Origin of the sequence: Martelella mediterranea (assembly GCF_004342225.1) — a bacterium.
Taxonomy (GTDB): Bacteria; Pseudomonadota; Alphaproteobacteria; order Rhizobiales; family Rhizobiaceae; genus Martelella; species Martelella mediterranea_B.
In genome coordinates this window covers 43,234-69,744 of sequence record NZ_SMAR01000007.1, presented here as the reverse complement: position 1 = coordinate 69,744, position 26,511 = coordinate 43,234, and the positions used below count along the sequence as shown (strand labels likewise).

Annotated in this window: 20 protein-coding genes and 1 tRNA gene; 15 read left to right on the top strand and 6 right to left on the bottom strand. The window is 55.6% G+C overall.

Going from position 1 to position 26,511, the window contains the following annotated elements:
• Positions 1–108 precede the first annotated feature (108 nt).
• On the top strand, positions 109–714 hold the full coding sequence (gene leuD / locus EDC90_RS06730) for a 3-isopropylmalate dehydratase small subunit (protein ID WP_132309794.1): 606 nt from the start codon (positions 109–111) through the stop codon (positions 712–714).
• A 91-nt stretch (positions 715–805) separates the two neighbouring features.
• Positions 806–937: a hypothetical protein gene (locus EDC90_RS21425; protein ID WP_281015396.1), complete on the top strand. Its 132-nt coding sequence runs from the start codon at positions 806–808 to the stop codon at positions 935–937.
• 131 nt (positions 938–1,068) lie between these two features.
• On the opposite strand, the gene EDC90_RS06725 is transcribed toward EDC90_RS21425, so the two are convergent.
• Together EDC90_RS06725 and EDC90_RS06720 are read right to left on the bottom strand one after the other, a co-directional pair.
• Positions 1,069–1,815, bottom strand: coding sequence for an HAD-IIB family hydrolase (locus EDC90_RS06725; RefSeq protein WP_132309792.1), 747 nt, complete (start codon positions 1,813–1,815; stop codon positions 1,069–1,071).
• Between the two features lie 3 nt (positions 1,816–1,818).
• Complete coding sequence (locus tag EDC90_RS06720) at positions 1,819–3,156, bottom strand: glycosyltransferase family 4 protein (RefSeq protein ID WP_132309790.1); 1,338 nt, start codon at positions 3,154–3,156, stop codon at positions 1,819–1,821.
• 236 nt (positions 3,157–3,392) lie between these two features.
• Between EDC90_RS06720 and EDC90_RS06715 the strand changes: the two genes are divergently transcribed.
• The 6 genes from EDC90_RS06715 to EDC90_RS06690 all read left to right on the top strand — a co-directional run bounded on the left by EDC90_RS06715 (position 3,393) and on the right by EDC90_RS06690 (position 10,320).
• Positions 3,393–4,670, top strand: coding sequence for a glycerate kinase type-2 family protein (locus tag EDC90_RS06715; RefSeq protein WP_132309788.1), 1,278 nt, complete (start codon positions 3,393–3,395; stop codon positions 4,668–4,670).
• Between the two features lie 145 nt (positions 4,671–4,815).
• Positions 4,816–5,826: a polysaccharide deacetylase family protein gene (locus EDC90_RS06710; protein ID WP_132309786.1), complete on the top strand. Its 1,011-nt coding sequence runs from the start codon at positions 4,816–4,818 to the stop codon at positions 5,824–5,826.
• Positions 5,827–5,996: 170 nt separating this feature from the next.
• Complete coding sequence (gene leuB / locus EDC90_RS06705; protein ID WP_132309784.1) at positions 5,997–7,109, top strand: 3-isopropylmalate dehydrogenase; 1,113 nt, start codon at positions 5,997–5,999, stop codon at positions 7,107–7,109.
• A 146-nt stretch (positions 7,110–7,255) separates the two neighbouring features.
• A complete protein-coding gene (locus tag EDC90_RS06700; RefSeq protein WP_165972762.1) occupies positions 7,256–7,957 on the top strand; it encodes a phosphatase PAP2 family protein in 702 nt (233 codons plus the stop codon).
• Positions 7,958–8,253: 296 nt separating this feature from the next.
• Positions 8,254–9,030 (top strand): phosphatase PAP2 family protein, encoded by a 777-nt coding sequence (locus tag EDC90_RS06695; protein ID WP_165972761.1) that lies wholly within the window; start codon positions 8,254–8,256, stop codon positions 9,028–9,030.
• A gap of 261 nt (positions 9,031–9,291) precedes the next feature.
• Positions 9,292–10,320, top strand: a complete 1,029-nt coding sequence (locus EDC90_RS06690) for an aspartate-semialdehyde dehydrogenase (protein WP_132309778.1) — start codon at positions 9,292–9,294, stop codon at positions 10,318–10,320.
• 192 nt (positions 10,321–10,512) lie between these two features.
• On the opposite strand, the gene EDC90_RS06685 is transcribed toward EDC90_RS06690, so the two are convergent.
• Entirely contained in the window at positions 10,513–11,301 is a 789-nt protein-coding gene (locus EDC90_RS06685) for a helix-turn-helix domain-containing protein (protein ID WP_132309776.1), read from the bottom strand.
• A 229-nt stretch (positions 11,302–11,530) separates the two neighbouring features.
• Between EDC90_RS06685 and EDC90_RS06680 the strand changes: the two genes are divergently transcribed.
• The 5 genes from EDC90_RS06680 (at position 11,531) to EDC90_RS06660 (ending at position 18,725) form a co-directional block, all read left to right on the top strand.
• Positions 11,531–13,117 (top strand): ABC transporter substrate-binding protein, encoded by a 1,587-nt coding sequence (locus EDC90_RS06680; RefSeq protein ID WP_132309774.1) that lies wholly within the window; start codon positions 11,531–11,533, stop codon positions 13,115–13,117.
• A 50-nt stretch (positions 13,118–13,167) separates the two neighbouring features.
• Complete coding sequence (locus tag EDC90_RS06675; RefSeq protein WP_132309772.1) at positions 13,168–14,184, top strand: ABC transporter permease; 1,017 nt, start codon at positions 13,168–13,170, stop codon at positions 14,182–14,184.
• A complete protein-coding gene (locus EDC90_RS06670; protein ID WP_132309770.1) occupies positions 14,181–15,005 on the top strand; it encodes an ABC transporter permease in 825 nt (274 codons plus the stop codon). The genes EDC90_RS06675 and EDC90_RS06670 overlap by 4 nt, the downstream gene beginning before the upstream one ends.
• 1 nt (position 15,006) lies before the next feature.
• Positions 15,007–16,653 carry an ABC transporter ATP-binding protein gene (locus tag EDC90_RS06665; RefSeq protein WP_132310006.1) on the top strand — a complete coding sequence of 549 codons (1,647 nt, stop codon included), beginning with the start codon at positions 15,007–15,009 and terminating at the stop codon, positions 16,651–16,653.
• A 77-nt stretch (positions 16,654–16,730) separates the two neighbouring features.
• Entirely contained in the window at positions 16,731–18,725 is a 1,995-nt protein-coding gene (locus EDC90_RS06660) for a CocE/NonD family hydrolase (RefSeq protein WP_132309768.1), read from the top strand.
• Between the two features lie 198 nt (positions 18,726–18,923).
• On the opposite strand, the gene EDC90_RS06655 is transcribed toward EDC90_RS06660, so the two are convergent.
• Positions 18,924–19,000 (bottom strand) — tRNA-Met (locus tag EDC90_RS06655).
• A gap of 360 nt (positions 19,001–19,360) precedes the next feature.
• Here EDC90_RS06655 and EDC90_RS06650 point away from each other — a divergent pair.
• The gene (locus EDC90_RS06650) at positions 19,361–19,798 is read left to right on the top strand and encodes a metallopeptidase family protein (protein WP_132309766.1); all 438 of its coding nucleotides are present in this window, start codon (positions 19,361–19,363) and stop codon (positions 19,796–19,798) included.
• Positions 19,799–19,812: 14 nt separating this feature from the next.
• Here EDC90_RS06650 and EDC90_RS06645 read toward each other — a convergent pair whose 3' ends face one another.
• Together EDC90_RS06645 and pdxY are read right to left on the bottom strand one after the other, a co-directional pair.
• Positions 19,813–20,451, bottom strand: a complete 639-nt coding sequence (locus EDC90_RS06645; RefSeq protein WP_132309764.1) for a carbonic anhydrase — start codon at positions 20,449–20,451, stop codon at positions 19,813–19,815.
• A 52-nt stretch (positions 20,452–20,503) separates the two neighbouring features.
• The gene (gene pdxY / locus EDC90_RS06640; protein ID WP_132309762.1) at positions 20,504–21,382 is read right to left on the bottom strand and encodes a pyridoxal kinase; all 879 of its coding nucleotides are present in this window, start codon (positions 21,380–21,382) and stop codon (positions 20,504–20,506) included.
• 189 nt (positions 21,383–21,571) lie between these two features.
• On the opposite strand from pdxY, the gene EDC90_RS06635 reads away from it, so the two are divergent.
• Positions 21,572–26,362, top strand: a complete 4,791-nt coding sequence (locus EDC90_RS06635) for an NAD-glutamate dehydrogenase (RefSeq protein ID WP_132309760.1) — start codon at positions 21,572–21,574, stop codon at positions 26,360–26,362.
• Positions 26,363–26,511: the final 149 nt, after the last annotated feature.

Here is a 26,511-nt window from a genome sequence, read left to right as displayed (position 1 = left end):
GTAACAGGTTGGCCGTACCGTTTGGTACCGGTTTTTTGTTGAAAAAACTTCCCAACCGGGCTAAAGCGGTGCGCATAATATCGCACTGATGCGCTAAGGGACAAAACCATGGAAAAATTCGTCAAGTTGACGGGCGTTGCTGCGCCGCTGCCGGTTGTGAATGTCGACACCGACATGATTATCCCGAAGGATTATCTGAAGACGATTAAGCGCACAGGTCTTGGCAAGGGGCTTTTCGCCGAAGCCCGTTATAATGTTGATGGTTCCGAAAATCCGGATTTTGTTCTGAACAAGTCTGCCTACCGCGATGCTAAGATTCTTGTCGCCGGTGATAACTTTGGCTGCGGCTCTTCGCGTGAGCATGCACCGTGGGCACTGGCTGACTTCGGCATTCGCTGTGTTATTTCCACGAGCTTCGCCGATATTTTCTACAATAACTGCTTCAAGAACGGCATTCTGCCGATCATTGTGTCGCCGGAAGAGCTGGAAAAGCTGATGGATGACGCCGAGCGTGGCTCGAACGCAGTTGTCACAGTCGATCTGGAAAATCAGGAGATCACCGGGCCTGATGGCGGTTCGGTGAAGTTTGAGGTTGATGGTTTCCGCCGCCACTGCCTCCTGAATGGTCTTGACGATATTTCTCTGACGCTTGAGAAGGCTGACAATATCGCTTCCTACGAAGAAAAGCTTGCGGCTGAGCGTCCCTGGGCCTGATTGCCAGGCGACGGCATATGTTTTTCCTTCATAAGGGCCAGTCGTCCAGCGACTGGCTCTTTTGTTATTGTCGGCATTCCTGGTTGCGCTGATGTCATTTGCGCCAGCCGGACCGTCGGGGCCTCAGGTTGAAAGACCATCGCTTGAAGACTGGGCGCAGGATAAGCTGGCTTGGACCTGCGAGTTCAGTGGGGAGAACGACGACGGTTTCGACAAGATCTGAATTTATGATTGCTCTGGCTCGTGTAAGGAAATCAAAGTCGATAGTTTTGATGATTGTCCTTCATCCATCAGGGATTGAGGTGGACCGGTCCAAATATGCCGGACAGCGATAGCGCTGCCCGGCATGGTCTCTCAGAGCGGAACGTTGAAATGGCGCAAGCCTTCGATCACGCCATCGGCGATTTCCCGCTTTGCCTCGTAGACTTTGCCATTGCCATTGCTGCGGGCGATCCGGCGAAGCTCATCAAAACCGTTGGCGGGAATGATGCCATTCACTCCCTCAACCATGAACATCGCGCTGTCATTGCCGGTATCGCCAGCCACGACGACCTCGTTATGCGCGATCCCCAGCCTGCCGCAAAGCCACGACAATGCTGCGCCTTTGTCCGCGACGCGCGGCAGCACATCCAGATCGCGGTTTGAGGAATAGACCAGCTTGATATCCAGCCCCTCATTGGCAAGCGTCCGCTCGATATCCCGCAGACGTCCATCGGTCGCGTGTTCCAGATACCAGCTCGACTTGAACCCGTGCTGATAACGCTCCGGCTGGCGTGATATGTCCGGCACATCTTCCAGAATGTGGGCCACGCGTGCCGGGTTAAAAGAAGCGCCCAGAAAATCGCTAAAGCCGTGCGTCTGACCGCTTCCTTTGTGATCGTGCAGCATGGTCCCAACGCCACCGATCAGAAAGTCCGGTTCGGGCAGCCCAACCGCAGGAATCAGTTCCAGTATATCGTCGACCAGCCGACCGCTGTTATAGACAAGCAACGGACGATTGGGTTCCGGTATGGCTTCATAGGCCTGCTTGAAGCGGGCCGTTGCTGCGTTGTCGCCGACAAGTGTACCGTCGAGATCGGAAGAGAACATCTTTATTGTCATGACTTAGTCGCCGTCATTCCAGGGCTCGGCCCAGTCACTGTCCTGTAGTGACTGACGCATCGGCCGGCCTTCGACGAGCGAGATCATCTGCTGGGCGATGCCGGTCCATGTAAACAGGCTGCGCGCCTTGTGTGCGCCCATGCGTGCCAGACGATTATACAGCCGCTGATGCTTGAACGGCTTCATCATGATGATACCGAGATCATACTTGTCGAATGTATCGGCAAAAAGAGCATGGCGCCCGAAACTGATAGCACGATAGAGTCCACCATTGGTGGTGACGACCGTCGGTGTGCCCGATGCCATGGCCTCAATAGCGGTCATGCCGAAGGGTTCGTAACGGCTGGAAAGTACGAACATATCGGCTGCCCGGTAGATATCGGGAAGATCTTCGTCGGAAACATAGCCGGAGAAATGAACCTTCTCCTCCAGACCAAGCTCTTTGACCTGCTCTTTCAGCTCGTTCATGATCCGGGTTTCAAGCTCGTCCATGTCTTCGCCACCGACGGCGAGATGCAGTTCCGCGTCGGGAACACGTTCAACCATGACAGAAAAGGCATCGATCAGAAGGTCATAGCCCTTGTTGGTCGCAAGGCGGCCAAGCGAGAGAACCGTTTTTCCCTTGAAACCGAAGTGCTCGCGAAGCATCTGCCGGCTGGCCCCTGAGACCGGATAAAAACGGTTGTCATCATAACCAGGCGGAATCATGTAAACACGATCTTCGCGAATACCATAATCTTCAACCAGCATATCGACCTGGATAGGCGTGGTTGCAATCACGGAATCGCATGCACGATAGATCTTGTTTTCGTGCTTGATCCTTTCCGTGAAGTTGAAATCCTTCTCAAACTGCTCTTTCTGGTCCGGATAATCGGTCTCCATGGTCCGTTTTTTCCAGAGACCGAGGGAGTGCGGCGTGTGAAGGTGCGGAATCGAGAGGGCCTCGGCCAGCCTGAGACCGGCATAGCCGGCGTCCCAGTAATGCGAGTTGATGAAGCTGTAATTCAGATGATGGTCGCGCATGTAGCGCAGGGCATTTTCGCTCCACTCGAGCAGATGTTTGTAGAGATATTCCTTGGGAATAAAGTCCTTGCCGCCGCAGGGGATACGGATGACCCGCACCCGCTCATCGACTTCATCGATTTCCGGCTGATCTTCAAATCGGCGCGTGTAAATATCGACAGAAAAGCCGAGTTGGGCGAGTTTCTTGGAAAGTTCGAGAATGTAGACGACCTGGCCGCCAGTATCTGCAGCGCCAAGTGGCGGATCTGCCGCAACATATCCGTGTGTGGAAACAAGAGCGATACTGGGAAACCTATCGGACTCGTTTGTTTCAACCATTATGATCATTCCTTCCTTGCAAGTCGCGGAACGGCGAGGCGCCATGGCAGCACTGCGCTCTGCAGCGACAAATCTTTTTGTTCTAAAGGTCGCAGCAACTCCTGATCGTAGGGAGTGCCGGGCGCGTGTCCCGCGTTCCAATAACGCTTTTCGCGCAAAATGGTTCCGATCCGGCTTGAGTAGGCCGGATGATTATGAAAGATTTGCACTGATCATCATACGGCCGGGGAACGGAAATGCAATTCAGAGACGAACCGACAGCTTTTCTGCGGCAGCTATTTGATGTTGCGGTCGCGGCAGCCGACCCGATGGAGCAGGTCGCGAAATACCTGCCGGCCCCGCCAAAAGGCCGAACGATTGTAATCGGCGCGGGCAAGGGCTCGGCACGGATGGCGGAAGCGCTGGAAACCAGCTGGAGCGGGCCGCTTGAAGGGCTGGTGGTCACGCGTTACGGCCATTCGGCGCCATGCTCGCGCATCGAAATCGTCGAGGCTTCGCATCCGGTCCCCGATGCCGCAGGTGAAATGGCTGCGCGGCGTATCATGCAGATGGTTGAGGGGCTTTCAGAAGATGATCTGGTGATCGTTCTGATCTCCGGTGGCGGTTCGGCCTTGCTGGCACTTCCGCCAGAAGGTTTGACGCTGGATGACAAGATCGCGTTGAACAAGGCCCTGTTGCGCTGCGGCGCCTCCATCGATGAAATGAACTGTGTGCGCAAGCATCTCTCCGCTGTCAAAGGCGGCAGGCTGGCGGCAGCCATCCACCCGGCGCGCTGTCACGCACTTCTGATTTCAGATGTTCCCGGTGACGATCCCGCCGTCATCGCCTCTGGTCCGACCGTTGGGGAAACGACGACGCGTGCGGATGCCAAAGCCATTTTGAAGCGCTATAAAATCGACGTGCCGCCACATGTTGCGGCGCATCTCGATAAGCCGGACGCTGAATGCATATCTCCGGAAGATCCGCGTCTGGCGCGAACGGAAAATCATATCATCGCAACACCTTATCAGTCGCTTGCAGCCGCTTCTGCTTATGCCGAGGCGGTGGGGCTTCCAACCCTTGTTCTGGGCGATACAATTGAAGGTGAAGCGCGTGAGGTTGGCATTGTTCATGCAGGAATTGCCGGGTCGGTTGTGCATCATGGTGCGCCACTTGCCGCACCGGCTCTTGTGCTTTCAGGTGGCGAAACCAGCGTGACGCTGAGGGGCAATGGCCGCGGCGGCCGCAATGTGGAGTTTTTGCTGTCACTTGCAGTCCAGCTTCACGGACTTTCCGGAGTTTATGCGCTTGCGGGTGATACCGATGGTGTCGACGGGATTGAAGAGATTGCCGGTGCGATCATCACACCGGATACGCTGGAACGCGCAGTTGTCCTTGGCATCAACCCTCAGGCTTCACTCGACAATAATGACGGGCATGGTTTTTTTGAAGCCCTTGACGATCAGGTCATTACCGGTCCAACATTGACGAATGTCAATGATTTCAGGGCGATACTTGTTCTTCCAGCAAACTGATGATGCACTTAGAAATTGAAAAAAGTAAGTGCTGAAACAGCCTGTGTTTACTGGTTGGTAACCATATTATCACATTTTCGGTGAGTATCCCGGCGGGCGGTTCCAGGCCCGCTCGTCGCTTGCTCTGACCTGAAATGGATCAAATATGCTGCGTCCCGTTCCAGCGCTTCTGGCCACTATGATGATGGCTTTGACAGCTTGTGCATCCACCGGGGAGCGAGATGGCGCCAGCTATAAAACGGCACTTGTCGATAACAAGCGGCAGATGGCCATTCAGCAGGTTGCAGATCCGGTGAGCACGATGATCACGGGCTCGACGGAGAGAGAAGATATAGCACAGCTTGAATCCATCCATTCACATATCGCCCCTCAAATGGATTCTTCCGCAAAAGTGCATACAATTGCCTTTGATCCTGCATCGGGAAAGCCGCTCTCTCCGCTTGCTGGCCGTACGATTTATCTGGATCAGACGCAGAACATTCAGCTTTATCCCAAAGAAGTGGTGTTGAGTTTTGATGATGGGCCGGTGCCGCATAATACGCCAGCTGTTCTGGATGCGATGAAGGCGCACGGTGTAAAGGGGCTGTTTTTCATGGTCGGGGAAATGGCGCATTATCATCCGGAGGTCGCCGCCCGCGTGGTGGCCGAGGGGCACACAATCGGTTCGCATACCTATTCGCACCCAAACCTGGTCACGCTGCCTCTCGAGAAAGCGCTTGCAGATATTGATCACGGAGCCTTCGTGGTCGATCAGGCGACCGGCACGAAGACCCACTTCTTCCGGTTTCCCTATCTTTCCGAAAATGAAAAACTCGATCAGGCGCTTTTTGAGCGTGACTATATCCCCGTCGGCGTTGATATCGACTCGCTCGACTATATGCCTGCCGACACAAACCGCCTCGTATCCCGCATTATGCTGGGGCTGGAGCAGCATGGCGGCGGCATCATCCTGATGCACGACCTGCAACGACGGACTGCAAAAGCGATCGGACCTTTGCTGAACCGGCTGAAGGATGAGGGATACAAGGTGGTTCAGCTTAAATATGGTAAAGCGCCGGATGCGCCCCTTTATGCTGATACGCTGCTGAACCGTCTTCGTTTTGGATCAGGCACAGCACCCGACAAGGTCCCCTTCAAGGCCCCTGACAAGGCCTGAAGCCGTACCGCGATGGCTGCATCCGGCTTGAAATAACCCAATTGCCATTCTAGAACCTGTTCATCCCGGCGGTCCGGTGTGGCCCGTGCCGGACAAGCATGCGCCAGATCCGCTGGCCTGCCTGCTCTCAGCAGGCAAGGAGGCGGACGATTTTTCTCAGGGAGGCTTCGTTGAGCCAACGTAAACTTTTTCTTCTGCCCGGTGACGGGATTGGTCCGGAAATTACGGCCGAGCTGGTCAAGATTATCAAACGTCTGAATGACCGGAAAAATGCAGGCTTCGAAATTGAAGAAGGCCTTGTTGGCGGCGCGGCTTATGATGCGCACGGCGTTGCTATTTCCGACGATGATATGGCGCGCGCGCTGGCAGCCGATGCTGTCATTCTGGCTGCCGTTGGCGGCCCGAAGTGGGACAGCGTTCCCTATGATGTCCGTCCGGAGGCCGGTCTGCTGCGTTTGCGTAAAGATATGCAGCTGTTTGCCAATCTGCGCCCGGCAATCTGCTATTCTGCGCTGGCTGCGTCATCATCGCTGAAGCCGGAGCTGGTCGAAGGTCTTGATGTTCTGATCGTGCGCGAACTGACGGGCGGGGTTTACTTCGGTGAGCCGAAGGAAATTATCGATCTGGAAAACGGCCAGCAGCGCGCAATTGATACGCAGGTCTATGATACCTACGAAATTGAACGGATTGCTGCCGTCGCTTTCGAACTGGCCAGAACGCGTGATAACCGCGTCTGCTCAATGGAAAAACGCAACGTCATGAAGTCCGGCCTGTTCTGGAATCAGGTTGTCAGCCGCGTCCATGAAGAAAAATTCTCCGATGTGACGCTGTCACACATGCTGGCAGATGCCGGTGGTATGCAGCTTGTTCGCGCCCCCAAACAGTTTGATGTGATTGTTACGGATAACCTCTTCGGTGATATTCTGTCTGACGTCGCAGCCATGCTGACGGGGTCTCTGGGGATGCTGCCGTCAGCTTCGCTTGGTGCAGAAGATCCGGCGACAGGCAAGCGCAAGGCCATGTATGAGCCGGTTCATGGCTCTGCTCCGGATATTGCAGGGCAGGGCATCGCCAACCCGCTTGCAATGATCGCATCGTTTGCGATGTGTCTTCGTTATTCTTTCAACATGACCGCGGAAGCCGAGGCGCTGGAAGCTGCCATTTCCGGTGTTCTCGAGCAGGGGCTGCGAACCGGCGACATCATGGCGGAAGGCTGCCGCAAGGTTGGTACGTCTGAAATGGGCGATGCGGTGCTGGCTGCCTTTACCGAAAAGCTTGGTTGATTGAAGCAAAGGGCCGGTTTTTCCAAGACCGGCCCTTTGCCCGACGTTCTCTGCCAAGCTTTGTCTTTCATTCAGCCTGATCCGGCCCTATATCGTCTGGAATGAAGACAGGTCAAAAGACAGAGAAACAGTTCAGTTTTAAGATTTTGAACCGTCGTTCGCGCCTGCCGTTTTCGTTTTCGGCAACACGCTGGCCGTTTTTTCTGTTTCCCGGTCTGACACTGGTTCTGTTGTCCTTTGCGTTGCTGGACCAGGCGGTCGTTCTGGATAAAGCCGCGCGTCCTGCCTGGCTGGTGACGATTTCGAAGCATCTGACAGATATTACAACGGCCCCCTGGATTCTCTCGGTTACCTTTGTTCTGGCCTGCATCTGCTTTGCGGCTTCAGAGAATATCACGGATGTGCGCAAGCGCTGGCGTGCACTGGTCTGTGGCTATCAGTCTGCCTATCTCTTCGCAGCCGTTGCGCTTGCCTCGGCCAGCGCCAACATCATTAAAAACCTTCTGGGGCGGGGGCGACCATCTCAGTTTGATGTTTCTGGCATTTTTAACTTCCAGCCGGGCGGCTGGGTCTATGATTATGCCAGTTTTCCATCCGGCCATTCGACTGCGGCGGGTGCTGTCTTTATGGCGCTGGCCTTGCTGAAGCCGCGATTGGCACCGGGCTTTATCAGCCTTGCGATTTTCTTCGCCTTTGCGCGCGTTGCAGTCGGTGCGCATTATCCGAGCGACATCGTTGCAGGCCTCTTCTATGGCGCGTGGGTTTCAACCTTTACGGCCTGCCTTTTTGCCCATTACCGGCTTGTCTTTGAGATTTCAAAGGCTCGGTGGCCACTGGCCCGATGGTAAGTAATTAATCAAATGATTAATGTATATTTCATAAAACTGTAGCAATTTGGTTTGAGCTTCAGAAGCTTTCCGGAAGTTTCTGCTTGGCGAAAGTGCCTTATTGCTTTTGTGGATGATTGGGTGTCTGATTGATCCATCAGGCAACTTTTAATAGTGTCTGATTTGCGGGGTTATATTTCCGGACGTTCATATTTTTACAATTGAGGGGCACAAGCTGGATGGCCGTACCGTTTCGCTGGTTGAGCAAACACAGGAAGCTGAAAACGCCAATGCCGTGCTGTCAGTGGCGAGGTTTTTTGGTCGGTACACTTGGTGTCGTGGCGGTGTCATTTGCTGTCCTCGACTATCCGGTTGCCACGATGACGGAGCATCTCAGCCCCGCTGTGCGGTATTACGGCGAGATGATCACCGATTTTGGCAGCGCGGAATGGATGCTGATCTCCAGCTTTGTGGCGATTATGCTGGGACTGACTGCTGCCGGAGTGGCCAAAAAGACCGATGTCAGAACGCGTGCTAAAGGTGTTTTATTTGCGCAGGCAGCCAGTTTCATATTCATCTGTGTTGCTTCGTCGGGCCTGTTGGTCAATCTGATCAAGAAGAGTATCGGTCGCGCCCGTCCGAGTATGCTTTATCAGGATTATGGAGCGTTCTCCTTTCATCCGCTGGAGTTCAGCTCGAAGTTTGCAAGCTTTCCTTCCGGCCATTCGACAACGACCGCTGCCTTCTTTGCTGCTGCTGCCTTTTTCTTTCCCCGCCATCGGGTTCTATTCTTTTCCCTTGCTGTCTGTATCGCAATGAGCCGAACCATCGTCGGGGCGCATTATCCAAGCGATGTGGTTGCCGGTCTGGCGTTTGGCGCATGGTGGACTTATCTTGTTGCTCTGTTCTTTGCGCATCATCGCATGGTCTTCAGAATTGACCCGACGGGCTGGCCGGTTCCGCGCAACAGCATGACCGCGCTGAAGCTCGATTTTGGCCACCGCCAGAAGGTGCGTGAAGAAGCGCAGAAGAAGGCTGCAAAACGTGCAGGCTCCGCCGCAGGCCTTGACTTGCACGTCCAAAAGCGCGATTAGCCTTACCGTTAACAGGAAGAGTTTAAATGCCGCTGAACTTGCGCATGAACGCCGATTTGAACCGGCCGGGCCTTGAGGCCGGGCGCGGGCTTCCTGTGTTCGCATTCTTCACGAAAACGGCCAAGAAGACGACAAAAACCGTCTGACGTCTCTGGCCCTTCCGCTCTCTCCCCGGTTTGGCCGGGGGCGGGAAGGCGCTTTGATCGGCGCGCCTTTCACTCCAGCCAAACGAGGAGAGAAACGAAAGAGAGCTGAAAAATCATGGGTTTCAAGATTGCTGTTGCAGGCGCGACCGGAAATGTCGGCCGCGAAATGCTGTCCATTCTGTCCGAGCGCGGTTTTCCCGCAGATGAAGTTGTTGCACTGGCTTCCAGCCGTTCGATCGGCAAGGAAGTGTCCTTTGGTGACAAGACGCTGAAGGTCAAAAACCTCGAAACCTATGACTTTTCCGATACCGATATCTGCCTGATGTCGGCAGGCGGATCAATTTCGAAAAAGTGGGCGCCGAAAATCGGAGCGCAGGGCTGTGTCGTGATCGATAACTCTTCGGCCTGGCGTTATGAAGCTGATGTGCCGCTGATCGTTCCGGAAGTGAACCCGGATGCGATTGAAGGTTTCCGCAAGCGCAATATCATCGCCAATCCGAACTGCTCGACGGCCCAGCTGGTTGTGGCGCTGAAGCCGCTGCACGATGCCGCAAAGATCAAGCGTCTGGTGGTTTCGACCTACCAGTCTGTTTCCGGCGCAGGTAAAGACGGCATGGACGAGCTGTTCAATCAGACGCGTGCAGTTTTTGTTGCCGACCCGATCGAGAACCACAAGTTCACCAAGCGGATTGCCTTCAACGTGATCCCGCACATCGACAGCTTCATGGAAGACGGCTACACCAAGGAAGAATGGAAGGTGCTGGCCGAAACCAAGAAAATGCTTGATCCGAAGATCAAGGTCACCTGTACCGCTGTTCGTGTGCCGGTTTTCGTCGGTCATGGTGAAGCCGTGAACCTTGAATTTGAAAATGAAATCACTGCTGATCAGGCCCGCGATATTCTGCGTGAAGCGCCTGGCTGCCAGGTCATCGACAAGCATGAAGATGGTGGCTACATCACGCCGGTTGAGTGCGCTGGTGAGGACGCCACATACATCTCGCGTATTCGCGAAGATGCGACTGTTGAAAACGGTCTGGCGCTTTGGGTTGTCTCCGATAACCTTCGCAAGGGCGCCGCTTTGAACACTATTCAGATTGCAGAGTTGCTGCTTGAGCGCAATCTCATCAAGCCGCACTCGGCCTGATACGCACGTTCTTTGTGCTGTAGATCAAGACAAAGCGGTGCCGTTCGTCCGGCGCCGCTTTTTTAATGGAGGGCTTCTGAAGCTGTCCGATACGTAGATTCAATAGGTTAGGTCGTCCTTTGTGCATCCGAATGGATGCACAAAGGACGACCTAAGGTGGCGTTCCGGCGGAAATGCCAGTCCGCTGTTGTCCTATCGTGCCGTCACCATCGTATTATCATCTCCCTCGTCATTCAGGTATCGGCGTACCGGCAGTGGCAATTTGGGAGATTTTTCAGACAGAAGGCTGCAGTCTTCAATCAGTTTACGCTTGTCTGGGTTGGGGCCGACAGCGCGCCAGATTGTGCGGGTCGAATAGGGCAGGTTCTCCTCGCGCCAGGAGACGCCGGTTGTCACCCCACGCAGATAAATGCGCTGATGTTCGCCGAAGGGCATGAGCGTGGTTTGACACAGAAACGAATGCTCTCCGCCCCCTCGCTCGACAATAAACAGGCGATTGCGCCAATAGGCAGCCAGTCCCGAATATTTTGACAATTGCCGGATTTCCAGTGCGCTGTCATAAATGCGCTCAATGGATTTTACGGTGACCTGACCGCTTCTTTCTTCAATCCTGGCACAACTTCTGACGATTTTTCCCGGCCAGGAAAGGCTTTTGTGGAAAAGTTGATAATAGCCAGCATATTGCCGCAAATCGCGCAGACTGCCGGGAAACCCATCGCGCAGAAGCGACATAGCATCGCCGGAGTCCGGAGGGGTTTTCAGTCGTTCGTGAAAGCGGCCCTGCGGCAGATCAAAGTCCCGCGCCCTTAAACCGAAATATCGCGCGATACGTCCAAGATTGTAGGGGGAGGGCCGTGTCTCGCCGGCCAGATAGCGGTTAAACTGCTGGCGGTTGATGCCGATGTCGCGGCAGATAGCGGCAATCGAGGGAAAGGTTTCGCAGGCAGATCGCAAATTGTCTGAAAAGATCTGATTTTTCACTCCGGCTAAAACCCTTGCTAACGTCAGTTTGCGTCACATAGCGTCGATTAGCGAAGTTGTCCATGTATCTCAAACCTCTTATTCCTTCGGCCATGATTTCTGACACAAATGTCTCAGACCCTTTTTTGGTATCCCGCGACCATACTGCACCGGACACTTTGTGCGGTTGCCTCACATGCAGCGGTTCTCAATTGACACATCACAGCAAAACAGAATTCGGGGAAACAAAATGAACAACGGAAACGAAAATCAGAACAAAGCAAAAGCCGGCCTGAACCGTCGCGCTTTTCTCACCTCTGCGGCAGCGGCCGGGTTCGCGGTCACCGCTTCCGGACTTATGATGCCGCAGGCCGCTTTTGCTGCAGAAGAGCCGCAAACCGGCGGACACCTGGTGCTTGGCCTTGATGGCGGCCAGTCAACCGACATTCTTGATCCAGGCACTTATGCAGGCAGCACCATGTTCGTTGTCGGCTTTACCTGGGGAGACCGCCTCGTCAACACTGATCCGGTCACCGGTGAAGCCCTGCCAAGCCTTGCTGAAAGCTGGACATCGTCAGATGACGCAAAGGTATGGACATTCAAACTGCGCAAGAATGTGCGCTTTCACGATGGCACACCATTCACGGTCAACGATGCTGTCCAGACACTGCGCCGTCATTCCGACAAGGACTCCACCTCGGCAGCACTCGGGCTTCTTGAAGAAATCGATACGATTGAAGAAAGCGCAGGCGATCTTGTCGTCACCCTGAAGAGCGGGAATGCGGATCTTCCGCTATTGTTGACGGACTATCATCTTCAGGTCCAGAAGAATGGCGGCATGGATGACCCCAACAGCGTGATCGGCACCGGCCCATACAAGCTGGAGAGCTTTGAGCCGGGTATCCGCATCACATTTTCGAAGAATGAAGATGACTGGAACGAAGACCGCGGTTATGTCGATAGTGTCGAAATCCTTGTCATCAACGACAATACCGCGCGCATTGCCGCCCTTTCTTCCGGCAAGGTGCATTTCATCAATACGCTGAGCCCGAAGACAATGTCTCTGCTCTCGCGTGCGCCGAACATTGAGACGATCAGCACCAAGGGCAAGGGTTTTTATTCCTTCCTGATGCATGGTGATACCGCTCCGTTTGATAACAATGATCTGCGTACCGCGCTGAAGCTGGCGATTGACCGCGAGGCTATGCTGACGACGGTGCTGGGTGGTTACGGTTCACTTGGCAATGACTATCCGGTCAATGATGCCTATGCGCTGGCACCGACCGATATTCCGCAGCGTGCCTATGATCCGGAAGAGGCGGCGCACTACTTCAAGAAGTCTGGACATGAAGGGCCGGTCGTACTGCGCACATCGGATGCCGCCTTTACCGGCGCTGTCGACGCAGCCGTCCTGTTCCAGTCCAATGCAAAGGAAGCTGGCATCGATATCCAGCTGAAGCGCGAACCGGCTGACGGATACTGGTCCAATATCTGGAACAAGAAGCCCTTCTGCGCCTCTTACTGGGGTGGCCGTCCGACGCAGGATATCCGTTACACGACGACGCAGCTTTCCACCTCGCCGTGGAACGACACGCGGTTCAAGAATCCTGAATTCGACAAGATGCTTTTTGAGGCCCGTGCTGAAACGGATCAGGAAAAACGCCGTGAGCTGTATCGTCAGATGGCTGTCATGGTCCGCGATAACAGCGGTCTCATCCTGCCGGTCTTCAACAACTACCTGAATGCACGCTCCGTAAAGCTTCAGGGTTGGGTCGATGATGTTGGTAATGATCTGTCCAACGGACAGATCGCAAGCCGCACCTGGCTGAAATCCTGAACGTAAAAGAGAGGAAGCCGCAGGCCCGACCTGCGGCTTTCATGGAACCCATGACAGACGTTCAATCTGCTTCTTCGCCGCCCCCCGGTTTTTTCGTGACGCTGCGTGCCCGCTTTCCCATGGCCAGCCGTATCGCCGAGCGGATAGTGCTTGGCATCGGTCTTTTGTTTGCAAGTTCGATCCTGATATTTGCCGGCATCGAGGTTTTGCCCGGTGACTTTGCCAGCACCTATCTCGGCCAGGCCGCAACGCCGCAAGCGATTGCCAATCTGCGCGCCGAGTTCGGCCTCGACCGGCCAATCACGACGCGTTATTTCGAATGGCTGATCAATATCATGCATGGTGATTTTGGCCATTCATGGGCCAGCGGGCAATCGGTCAGTGCTCAAATCGCAGACCGGCTCGGCAACTCTCTGCTTCTGGCAGGCGCTGCTGCCTGTATTGCCGTGCCGCTGGCTGTCGGTCTCGGTCTGATCGCCGTCCTTTATCGGGACCGGCTGATGGATCGGGTGATCAACCTGATTTCTCTGGCGGCCGTTTCAATGCCGGAGTTCTTCGTTGCATATCTGCTGATCATGGTTTTTGTCGTGCAGCATCCGGTCGCTGCTTTCCCGGCTACCGTTTATGACAGCATGAGCCTCTGGCAGAAGCTGGAAACCATTATCCTGCCGGTGGCAACGCTGGTGCTGGTGGTGCTTGCGCATATGATGCGCATGACACGCGCCGCGATCATCAACGTCATGGCTTCCGCTTATATGGAAACGGCGGAACTGAAAGGGATCGGCGCCTTTCGCGCCATCGTCAAACATGCCGCTCCCAACGCTCTGGCGCCGATCATCAATGTCGTCGCGCTCAATCTGGCCTATCTGATTGTCGGCGTTGTCGTGGTCGAAGTTGTATTCGTTTATCCGGGTATGGGCCAGTATATGGTGGATGCGGTGACGGTGCGCGACCTGCCGGTTGTGCAGGGATGCGGACTGGTGTTTTCGGCTATTTACATCCTGCTGAACATGGTCGCCGACATCCTTTCCATTCTGGTCAACCCAAGACTGAGGCACCCGCGATGAATGTCAGATCTGTTCCACTTCTGGCATGGGTTGGCATGGCAGGCATTGCTGTTGCTGTCATCTGTGCCGTCTTCGCCCCGTGGCTTGCGCCCTATGGTGAAAATCAGGTTCTCGGAACGCCGTGGGAGCCGGCAAGTGCGGCCTTCCCGCTCGGCCTTGATAATCTGGGCCGCGATCTCCTTTCGCGTATGATTTACGGTGCCCGGATGACACTTTTTGTGTCGCTAAGCGCCACAGTTCTCGCCTTTTCGCTCGGCGTGCTTTTAAGCTTCGTCGCCGCAGTGATGCGTGGCGCCGTCGATATGGGCCTTTCCCGGCTGAATGATCTGATGATGTCGATTCCGACACTGATCTTTGCGCTGATCGTGCTCGCAGCCCTGCCGCAGAATCTGTTCGTGCTGATCGTTGTTATGGCGATCCTTGATTCCACACGCGTGTTCCGTCTGGGACGGGCGCTGGCGGTCGATATCGCCGTGATGGATTTCGTCGAAGCCGCGCGGTTGCGTGGCGAGAAAACGCTCTGGATTGTCTTTTGTGAGATCCTTCCCAATGCGCTGACGCCCCTGCTGGCCGAATTCGGCCTGAGGCTCGCCTTTGCCGTTCTGTTTATCTCCACGCTTTCCTTCCTCGGCCTTGGCATTCAGCCGCCAACAGCGGACTGGGGCGGCATGGTGAAAGACAACAAGGACGGCATTATCTTTGGAGTGTCCGCAGCTCTTGTTCCCGGTGCAGCAATCGCGGCACTGACAATTTCCATCAATCTGGTTGTCGACTGGCTGCTCAAGCGCACGTCGAGCCTGAAAGGAGGTCGAGGTGGCTGAGATGCAGGATAAAAACGCAGATGCACCACTGCTTGAGGTCCGTGATTTGCAGATCGGTGCCACAGCCTACCCGCCGGGTGAAAAGCCAAGGCCGATTGAAATCGTCAAAGGCGTGAGCTTTACGCTGGAAAGCGGCAAGGTTCTGGGTCTGATTGGCGAATCCGGAGCTGGTAAATCCACGATTGGTCTTTCGCCTCTGGCCTATGGTCGCGGCGGGGTGACCATTACCGGCGGTGAAGTGCTGCTGGATGGCGTCGATATCCTGAAACTCGGCAAAGCTGGCACCCGCGCTCTGCGCGGCGCGCGGGTTTGCTATGTTTCGCAATCGGCTGCTGCCTCGTTCAATCCTGCCCACAAGCTGGGCGATCAGGTTATTGAGGCGACGGTTCGTCACGGGCTGATGAGCCGCTCTGAAGCAAAGAAGCGCGCCGTTGAGCTGTTTGATATTCTCGGATTGCCGGAGCCGGAAAGCTTCGGGAACCGGTATCCACATCAGGTTTCCGGCGGTCAGCTGCAGCGCGCCATGACCGCAATGGCGCTTTGCAGTAAGCCGGAGCTTATCGTTTTCGACGAGCCGACAACCGCGCTTGATGTGACAACTCAGATCGATGTTCTGGCGGCGATCAAGACGGCAATTGCCAAAACCGGCACAGCCGCGCTTTATATCACCCATGATCTCGCTGTTGTCGCTCAGGTTTCCGATGACATCATGGTTCTGCGCAACGGCGAAACCGTGGAGTATGGCCCCGTCCAGCAAATCATTGAAAAACCGGAAGCCGAATATACCCGGGATCTCGTGAATGTGCGGGCGATCCGGCATAAAGAAGCCGCCGAGCAGTCTGATCATTTCTTCGAAATGAAAAACATTTCAGCCGCTTATGGGGCGACACCGGTTCTGTTTGACGTCTCGCTGCATGTGCCCAAAGGCCAGACACTGGCTATCGTCGGTGAATCCGGCTCCGGCAAATCGACGCTGGCACGCGTGGCCACCGGACTTTTGCCGCCATCTGCAGGCAGCGTTTCATTTGACGGCCAGCAATTGTCGGCAGCACTCAAAAAACGCAGTCGCGAAGAACTGCGCAGGCTTCAGCTGATCTACCAGATGGCAGACACAGCCATGAACCCGCGGCAGACCGTCGGACGGATCATCGGTCGGGCCGTATCGTTTTACGAAGGGCTTCGCGGCTCTGCCAGACGCAACCGTGTGAATGAGCTTCTGGAACAGATTGAAATGGGCAGCGGTTTTTATGACCGTTACCCGGCCGAACTTTCCGGCGGCCAGAAACAGCGTGTCGCAATCGCTCGCGCACTTGCGGCAAGACCGGAACTGATCATCTGCGATGAACCGACCTCGGCGCTTGATCCACTGGTGGCAGATGGCATCTTGAAGCTGCTTCTTCAATTGCAGCGGGAAGAGCAGCTTTCCTATGTCTTCATCACGCATGATATCGCGATTGTGCGCGCCATCGCTGACAGCGTCGCCGTGATGCACAAGGGCAGGCTCGTCCGCTTTGGCCCGAAGTCCGAGGCGCTGAACCCGCCGTTTGATGACTACACCGACCTGTTGCTGAATTCTGTGCCGGAAATGAAAATCGGCTGGCTTGAGCAGGTTCTCGCCAGTCGCAAGATCTCCAGTGCCGACCACTGAGAACCCTCAGGATGGGCTTATCTTGATGGCCCCTCCTTCGTCTCCTGACAAAACCCGAACACAAGAAGGTTAAAACCATGGCACAACACGGTTTTTCGACGTCCGAAGATCAATGGATTACGCTGAAGGACGGGACAAAGCTGGCAACCCGTATCTGGATGCCGGACTGCGCGAAGGACAAGCCCGTTCCAACCGTGCTGGAATATCTCCCTTACCGTAAACGTGGAGGAACAGATCCGCGTGACGAGTCCACTTATCCTGTTTTTGCCGCTGCCGGTATCGCCGGTGTCCGCGTTGATATACGCGGTTCCGGTGAGTCCGATGGTGTGATCGATGGTGAATATACGCCGCGCGAACTCTCCGATGCCTGCGAAATCCTTGAGTGGATTGCAGCGCAGCCGTGGTCAAACGGCAATGTCGGAATGATGGGGATTTCGTGGGGTGGTTTTAACTGCCTTCAGGTCGCGGCGCTGAAGCCGCCGCAGCTCAAAGCCGTGATCTCGATTGCATCGAGTGTTGATCGCTATAATGATGACATTCACTACAAGAACGGTACCCATCTTTCGACGCATCTTTCCTGGGCCGGAACTATGCTCGCATATCAGTCCCGTTCTCCGGATATCGATCTGGTCGGCGACAAATGGAAAGACATGTGGCTGGAGCGTCTCGAAGGTCAGCCCTTCTTCATGGAAGAGTGGCTTTCGCATCAGCGCCGTGATGATTTCTGGAAACACGCCTCTATCTGCGAAGATTTTAAAGGCTTCCCGGTTCCCGCTCTGGTGATCGCCGGATGGGCAGACGGTTACCGCAACACGCCGTTGAAGGCCATTGAAGGTCTGCAAGAAAAGGGCAAGGCGATCATCGGGCCGTGGGTACACAAGTATCCGCATTTTGCATGGCCAAAGCCGCGCATGGATTTCCATGGCGAGGCGATTGCATGGTGGAAGCACTGGCTGGGCGATGAAGACAATAACGCTGAGGAACTGCCGCAGATGCGGGCCTATATCCTCGATGGTCCGCGCCCGGCGCTGAGGCGCGAGAAAGATCCGGGGTTCTGGATTGCAAAATCCAGCTGGGAGACGCCGCAAACCGAGACGCTGACGGTTGGGGCTGATAATCTGCTGAATATGACGGGTGCCAGCGAAGGCATCGGCGAAGTTTACCTTCGTTCCCCTCTCGATACCGGCATGACCGGAGGCGAGTGGTTCACGATGAAACCCGATGCCGAGATTGCGGGGGATCAGCGCCCGGACAATGGTGGCTCGCTGACCTTTGAAACCGCGCCGCTGAACGAAGAGGCGGTTTATCTTGGTGCGCCTGAGGTTACGCTTGATCTTGCCTGTGACGCGGATTGGGAAAACCTCGCAGTCCGGATCATCGATGTCCATCCGGATGGCACAGAGACGCGGGCCTGCTATGGTGTGCTGAACCTCGCACATCGCAACGGCAACGAAAATCCAGAGCCGATGCAGCATGGTAAGAAAACACGCATCACCATGCGTCTTGATGCCATGGGCTATCGCTTCGCACCCGGTCACCGGATCAAGGTCGCGTTTTCCACCAGCTATTGGCCGATCATCCTGCCATCAGCAGAAGCGCCCGGTGTCACGATTGATACGTCCAGCATCAGCCTCGCCATGCCGCTTCTGGGCGATCATGAGCGCATTACCGTTGCTGAGCCGGAAAACCCTGACCCGCTGCCGAATTATGAAATGCGGCAGCCGGAGAGCACGCGCCGCTCGGCTGAAAAGGATCTGACAACCGGCCTGACCCATTGGCGGATTTTTGAGGATGCCGGTCTCGAAGTTCACCCGGAAAACGGCCTGCGTTCGCGCGAAGTTCAAAACGAGGTCTGGACCATCGACCCCAACGACCCGTTGTCCATGACAGCGGATATCGACTGGCTGACACATATGGAACGCGATGGCTGGTCGGTTTCCACCAAAACCACAACGACGATGCGCTGCACGCAAAAAGACTGGATCATTTCTGCCAGCGTAACCGCATTTGAAGGCGAGACCGAGATATTCAGCCGGTCGTTCGAAAAGCGGATCCCGCGCGACTTTATGTAGGGTAGCAGCCCATAATCATTTTTCATCCCGGCATGTTATTGGCATGTCGGGATTTTTGAATCTTGCGCGGTGTCCGTGACTGCTCTGCCAGGGTGATGCCGGAAAACCTGATCAGAAGGGGGAAGGGAGCGATTGAATCAGCTCACAAGGCATTCAAAAGATGCCATGCATGTATTTAGAGGATCGTTCGTGAAAAAATGGTAGCGGAGGAGGGATTTGAACCCCCGACACAAGGATTATGATTCCTCTGCTCTAACCTACTGAGCTACTCCGCCATCTCCGTCCCTCGTAGGTTAATGCCGCAAGCGGCCAGATGAGGGGCGTCGTTCCCGAACCGGCTAAACCGCCCGGGACGGGGCGTTATTAGGGCCTCGTATGGGTCCTGTCAAGCAGGTTTGAACGAAAACTGGTTTGCTGTTTCATACACAGTTTGAAAGTCGGCATCATAGCAAACTCAGGCATTGTTGAACGCTGCAGATCATGCCGCAACGGGCACGCCAGATCCTGATGGACGGGGATTGCCGCTAAAGAGGCTGCCTTGCGAAGAGGGCGAGAGGGTTGGTCGTCACCTTGGCGTCATTCTTTTCTCGAAATGCGCGACAAAAACGCCTATATGAGCCGGACAAGGAGACGAAATGGCGCGTGTGAACAAAAGTGAAGACTGGCAGGGCCGGCATGCCCCAAGCCTTGAAACGGTCGAATCTCTGGCGATTGAGGCTTATGCCAAACTGCCGGAGCCGTTTCGTGCGCTCACCGGTGACATCATTATCGAAATTTCAGACTTCCCCAGCGATGATATTTTCGAGGACATGGCGCTGGAAACACCGTTCGATCTTCTCGGGCTTTTCGAAGGGCGCGGCATCTCGGAGCGGTTTTCGATGGAGACCGGCGAAATGGTCAATCGCATCACGCTTTACCGTCGTCCGATTCTGGATTACTGGGCCGAGAATGAAGAAACGCTCGGTGATATTGTCACCCATGTGCTGATCCACGAGATCGGTCATCATTTCGGTTTGTCGGATGATGACATGGAGCGCATTGAAGAAAGCGCCGAGAACGAAGCCCGGCGCTGATGGTTCTGTTGGCCTCAGTCCGGGCGCCTGAAGTCGCCGGTCTTGTTATTCATCACCCACAATTCACCTGACGAGATATCGAACCAGGCGCCGTAGAGCTTGAGTTTGCCCTGCTTTTCGGCTGCGGCGACATTCGGGAAGGTGCGCAGGTTGCCCATCGAATTGCGGATTGAAATCCGCTCGAGTGCGGTCTGGCGCTCAGTGGCGGTCATGTTGGAATTCTTATTAACCTGTTCGGCCGCCGGCTTCAGCAAGGTGGTCCACTTGCCGATGAAATCGCCGGGCGACAGCGGCTCGGAAACAGAGGAAAGCGCCGCGTTGATCCCGCCACAGCGACCGTGACCAAGAACAACAATATTCTTGACCTTCAGGCCCTCGACAGCGAACTCAAGTGCGGCAGACGTGCCGTGATACTGGCCGTCCGGCTCATAAGGGGGAACCATATTGGCCACATTGCGCACCACGAACAGCTCTCCGGGGCGCGCATTGAAAACCAGCTCCGGTCCGGCGCGTGAATCGCAACAGGCAATGATCAGCGTTTCCGGCTTCTGGCCCTCTTCTGCGAGCTGGTGATAGCGATCACGCTCCTCGACATAGCGGCCGGACATGAAGTTCTTGTAGCCATCGAGGAGAGGTTTGGGGAACGCTTCCATCGTATTATACCATCCTTGTCATAAACGAACGGGCTGCGCGGCAGAACGCGCATCAAATCCTTTTACGCCGACGGGACGGATGCATCAATTGACGAATGCCAACTTTTGCAAGCGGAGCCCGCAGGCTTGCGGTATTCTGCTCCAGCAGCAGTTCATCGCTACCGTTGCGCCGGGCATGTGAAAGAACAGAGAAGACACTGGCCGTTGTCTTTTCCAGCGCTTCTTCCGGGGCGATGCCTTCAAGGCGAGCGGCCAGAAACAGCGCTGAAAACAGATCACCGAGCCCGTTGGGCGGGTTGTCGATATGTGCGTGCTCGGCAAGCAGCGCATGCCTTTCGTTAACATAAAGGGCTGCGACGCCCTCTTTGAGCATGGCATGGGCGGATGTGACAGCCACTTCGGCAGGGCCGAGCATCAGGGCCGCTTTCATCAAAGCAGTATTGTCATCTGTTGTTGAACCGGTCAGCCAACCAAGCTCAAAACGGTTGGGCGTGGCGATGGTTGCCAGCGGGATCAGTGTGTCCCTTATGGCCGAAGCAGTTTCTTCGGTAACGTAAAGTCCTTTCTCATCGCCGATCACCGGATCGCAGAGATAGGGAAGGTCGGGTTTGTCGGTGCGCAGCCGATTGACCAGAGCGGCAATGGCGTCTGCCTGCTGCGGGGTGGAGAGGTAGCCGCTGACAATGCCGCGGATTTCACCGGTCCAGCGGCTCTTTCCCAACTCTTCAAGAGCAAGCGCGAAGGCCGTGTCATCGAAACGCAGCGGTGTTGAGCGGCCATGGCCCGGGTGGTAAGGCAGGACAATCGTTGGCACCGACCACGCGCCAAAGCCGAGCGTTTCAAGAGCGAAGACAATCGCGCGGTTTCCGACTGAGCCGCGCATGACGTGGCTGGAGATTGCAATCACCGCGCCACCCGGATTTTCAATCATCGCGTTTCACTCACTTTTATGCGACTTTCAGGTCACGATTTCGCTGGAAATTTGTGTCAGCGCCATAATTGGGTTCTAAATCCCCTTTTGGAGGGCGCTGTCAACCGGATGTTGTCAAACGTCAGTTACAGCTTAAACATAAACCCGATGCACGAAACGGCAAAAACTCGATTTTTCGCGGGAGGCGATATGCAGAACGAAAACGGGCACAAGCGCAAAGCGCTGCTGGAAGAGGCACAAGGCGTCGCTGAAAGGGCGGGGAAGGCGTTCGTCAGTCCGCTTGTGATGTATGAGCATGCCAGCCCGGAAGACCTTGACCGGTATGACCCGTCAATGCTCGCTGCCGCTGCCGTGTATGCCGCAGAAGAGGTTGCTGCCTTCAACAGCGGCGAGGCGCGAGTCACAATCGAGCCGGTCGAAGGTGTCGCACCGGGCGGTCTGGCGACGGATGTGATCGCGGTTACCGATCATAACATGCCGTTTATCTACGATTCTGTGATGGCAGAGATTGCCGAGCATGCGCATGATTTCATTCTGGCTGTGCACCCGATCCTGATTGCTGAGCCGGGAGAGCCGATTCTGGCGCTTTCACCGGATACGCCACATGCAGGCGAACACCGTCTCAGCCATATTCAGGTGCATGCTGCCGCTTTTTCCAAAGAGCAGAAGAAGCATTTGAAGGCGCGGCTGGAGTATGTTCTCGGTCATGTCAAACTTGCTGTGTCGCAATGGTCGCCAATGCTTGCAAAGCTCGACACGGCTGTCAGCGAGCTTAAGGGACTTGCTCCATCCGCTCACGATGATGCGCGCGATGAAGCCGTGCGGTTTCTGGAGTGGCTGCGGGATGGCAATTTCACATTCCTTGGCATGCGTGATCTCGTTTATGCCCGCGATGACGCGGGCGGTCATGTTGAGCATGTCCCAGGCTCCAATATCGGAATTTTGTCCGATCCGGGCATGCGTGTGCTCCGGCGAGGGGCCAATCCCGTGGTATCGACGCCGGAGATTCTGGCTTTTCTCGAAGGTCCGGAGTTTCTGCTGGTCACCAAGGCCAATACGACATCGACGGTTCACCGTCGCGCCTATATGGATTACATCGGGGTCAAGCGGTTTGGTGAGAATGGCGAGGTTGTCGGTGAGCTGCGCATAGTGGGCCTGTTTACCTATACGGCCTATACGCAGTCTGCCGCCCGTATTCCGCTTCTCCGGGCCAAGGTGGCTGAAGTTGCCCGGCTTTCCGGCTTTGAGCGAAAAAGCCATGCGGGGCGGATGCTCCAGAACATTCTGGAATCCTATCCCCGTGACGAATTGTTTCAGGCGCCTGTGCCGTTGCTTGCGGATTTCTGTAATCAGATCATGGCGATTGCCGAGCGCCCGCGTATTCGGGTGTTGAGCCGGATTGACGGGTTCGACAGGTTCGTCTCCGTGCTCGTTTATGTGCCACGCACCGTCTACGATTCGCGGCTGCGTGAGAAAATTGGCGACTATCTTGCGACGGCCTATGAAGGGCGGGTTTCGGCCTATTATCCATCTTTCCCGGAAGGCCGTTCTGCCAGAGTCCATTTTATCATCGGGCGGGATAGTCTGGAAAAGACGCCGGATGTGCCGCAGGCAGAGCTTGAGCGACGGGTGATCGAGCTTGCTGCAGACTGGACCGAGCATTTTGACGCACTTGCGGGGCCGGGGGCGCCGCGGCTTCTGGCCAATGAGGCCTATCATGAGGCCTTTTCGCCGGAAGCGGCATTTTCAGATCTCGGTCTGATCGAAACGGCTGCGGATACAGGCATCGGCATTGCCTTTTATCAGTCGGATGATACTGAGGAAGAAACGCATCTCCGGCTGAAGATTTTTCATGCAGGTGGTCATCTGGCGCTGTCGCGCCGCGTGCCATTGCTGGAAAATCTCGGCTTTGTCGTTGTCTCGGAGCGAACCTTTGACCTGACTGTTTCGCGCCGTGGTGAGGGCGAAACCGAAGTCGTGCTGCATGACATGGAGCTGATGCCGGAACAGGGGGTGACCTTTGATCCGGAGACAGACAGCGCACGACTGGAGAATGCCTTTGCTGCAGCGTTCACCGGTGCCGTTGACAATGATCGCTTCAATCGTCTTGTCCTGCTGGCAGGGCTTGATGCCCGTCAGGCAAATGTCTTGCGCGCCTATGCTCATTATCTGCGTCAGGTGGGTATCAATTACACTGAAGATTATATCGCACAGCCGCTCTGCACCTATCCGGTGATTACGCGGGCCCTGTTTCACCTGTTTGAAAACACGTTTGCTCCGGAGCTTTCAGGCGATCTTCGCGAGGATCGTATCGAAAGCGCGCGGGGCACGATTTCGGAAGGGCTGGAGCAGGTGCCAAGCCTTGATGATGACCGGATTCTAAGGTTGTTTATCAAACTGATCGATGCAACGCTCAGGACCAATTATTTCCAGCGTGACGAAAATGGTGCGCCGCGCGCCAATCTTGCTTTCAAGTTTGACTCGCGCGCGCTGAAGGTGCTGCCGGAGCCGCGACCGTTCCGCGAGATTTTCCTCTATGGTCCGGATGTCGAGGGTGTTCACTTACGTTTCGGCAAGGTTGCGCGTGGCGGTTTACGCTGGTCGGATCGCGGGCAGGACTATCGCACGGAAGTTCTGGGGCTCGTGAAGGCGCAGCAGGTGAAGAATGCCGTGATTGTACCGGTTGGCGCCAAGGGCGGGTTTTATCCGAAAAAGCTGCCGCTCAATGGAAGCCGCGAAGAGGTGTTCGAGGCCGGGCGCGAAGCCTACAAGAGCTATATTCGCACGCTTTTGACCATGGCCGATAACATTGAAGACGGCGTGGTTATCCCGCCGCAGGATACAGTTCGACTCGATGATGATGATCCCTATTTCGTCGTCGCCGCCGATAAAGGAACCGCAACCTTTTCCGACACCGCCAACGCTTTGGCGCAGGAAGCTGAATTCTGGCTGGATGATGCCTTCGCTTCGGGTGGTTCAGCAGGGTATGATCACAAGAAAATGGGTATCACGGCGCGAGGCGCGTGGGAGGCGGTGAAGCGGCACTTCCGGGAGATGAACACAGATATCCAGAAAACGCCGTTCACGGTCGCCGGTGTTGGCGATATGTCGGGCGATGTTTTTGGCAATGGTATGCTGCTTTCGGAGAAAATCCGGCTTGTCGCTGCCTTTGACCATCGGGACATCTTCATTGATCCCAATCCGGATCCGGCAACAGGCTTTGCCGAGCGCTCACGTCTTTTCGACCTTCCGCGCACAAGCTGGCAGGACTATGATCGCACCTGCCTTTCCGAAGGCGGCATGATCATCTCGCGCAAGGAAAAGTCTGTTCGGCTGACACCGGAAGCCGCAGCTGCGATTGATATTGAAGAGGGAGAATATTCGCCGCTCGACGTTATTTCCGCCATCCTGAAAAGCCCGGTCGATCTTCTGTGGTTCGGCGGGATCGGGACCTATATCAAGGCGGCAACCGAGACCAATGCCGAGGTTGGTGACCGCGCCAATGACGCAATCCGCGTCAATGCCAATGCTTTGCGAGCAAAGGTGATTGGCGAGGGGGCCAATCTTGGAGTGACCCAGAAGGGGCGCATCGCATTCGGCCTGAAAGGTGGACGGTGCAACTCCGATGCCATCGACAATTCTGCGGGTGTGAACTGCTCGGACGTCGAGGTTAACATCAAGATCGCTCTCGCCTCTGCCATGCGGGCGGGACGGCTGACACGCGCGGACCGCGACCGGTTGCTGGCGGATATGACTGAAGATGTCTCAGCAATCGTTCTGGAGAATAACTATCTGCAGACGCTGTCTATCTCGCTCAGTGTCGAGGAGGGGTTGAACAATCTTCTTCTTCTGTCCCGCATGATGGAAGTGCTTGAAAATCAGGGGCATCTTGATCGCAAGGTCGAAACTCTGCCAGATGATGAGGCTCTCAAAACGCGCCGTCAGGCTGGCCAGGTACTCACCCGTGCTGAAACCGGCGTCCTGCTTTCGTATGGCAAGATCGTCCTGTTCGATCAGCTGCTGGCCAGCGATCTTCCCGATGATCCTTATATGGAACCTCTGCTTTACGACTATTTCCCTCAGCGCATGCGAGAGGCCTTTTCCGAGGATATCGCAGAGCATCGGTTGCGGCGAGAGATCATCGCAACGGCACTTGCAAACGACGTCATCAATCGTGGCGGCCCGGAATTCATCACAAATGCCTGCGATATGACGGCGGCAAGCCCTGCAGAGGTCGTCAGGGCTGCGGTCATCGCACGTGACGGGTTTGGCATGGACCTGCTCTGGCAACAGGTTCATGCTCTGGATGGTGTGATCGATGGAAGCGTGCAGAATACGATTTATGCGCGGCTGCGTTATCTGTTCAGCATTCTGACCCATCTGCTGATCAAAAATGGCACGGCAGAGCGTGATATTGCTGGTGCAGTCGAGCGCCTCAGACAGGCGTTTACGCGCTTTGAGGAGAGCATTGATGCCATGCTTCCGGCAGCGCGTGCCGAGTGGCTGGCGGAAAGCGAAAAGAGCTGGCGCGAAGCAGGGGTTCCCGACGACCTCGCGGGCAGTCTCGCCAGACACGTGGCCATGATGTTTGTTCCGGAAGCCCTGCATATCGCTGAGCGCAGTGGCCAAAGCCTTGAGCGGGCAGCTGACGTTTATTTCCGCGTCACCAATCTGTTTCATGTGTCACCGATCTTAAGCGTCGCAGCACGGATCGAGCCTTCCGATTTCTATGATTCACTGGCGCTCGCCAGATCCATGGATCAGATTTCGGCCAGCCGTCGTGATCTGGCAGCCAGCACGTTGATGCGATATGCTGATCGCGACGATCCTGTTGAGGCCTGGCGGGAAGAACATCCGGTGCGTATGGCGCAGATATCCGATCAGCTGTCGCGCCTGTCGAAAACCGGTGATCCGTCCATCGCCAAGATCACGGTTGCCGCCGGGTTGCTGAACGATCTGGCGCGTGAAGCCGGGCTTTAAGCCGGTTTCATGCAGGCGCTGGACTTTTACCTGTAAAACGGCCATGTCTTTGCCCCATGGTTTATCATCATGGGGGTGGGCGTGGCTGTTGAAGCGCGTGAAGACGGTTCGGGCATTTCATCCGGTCGTATAGCTGATAAGCGCGGCGT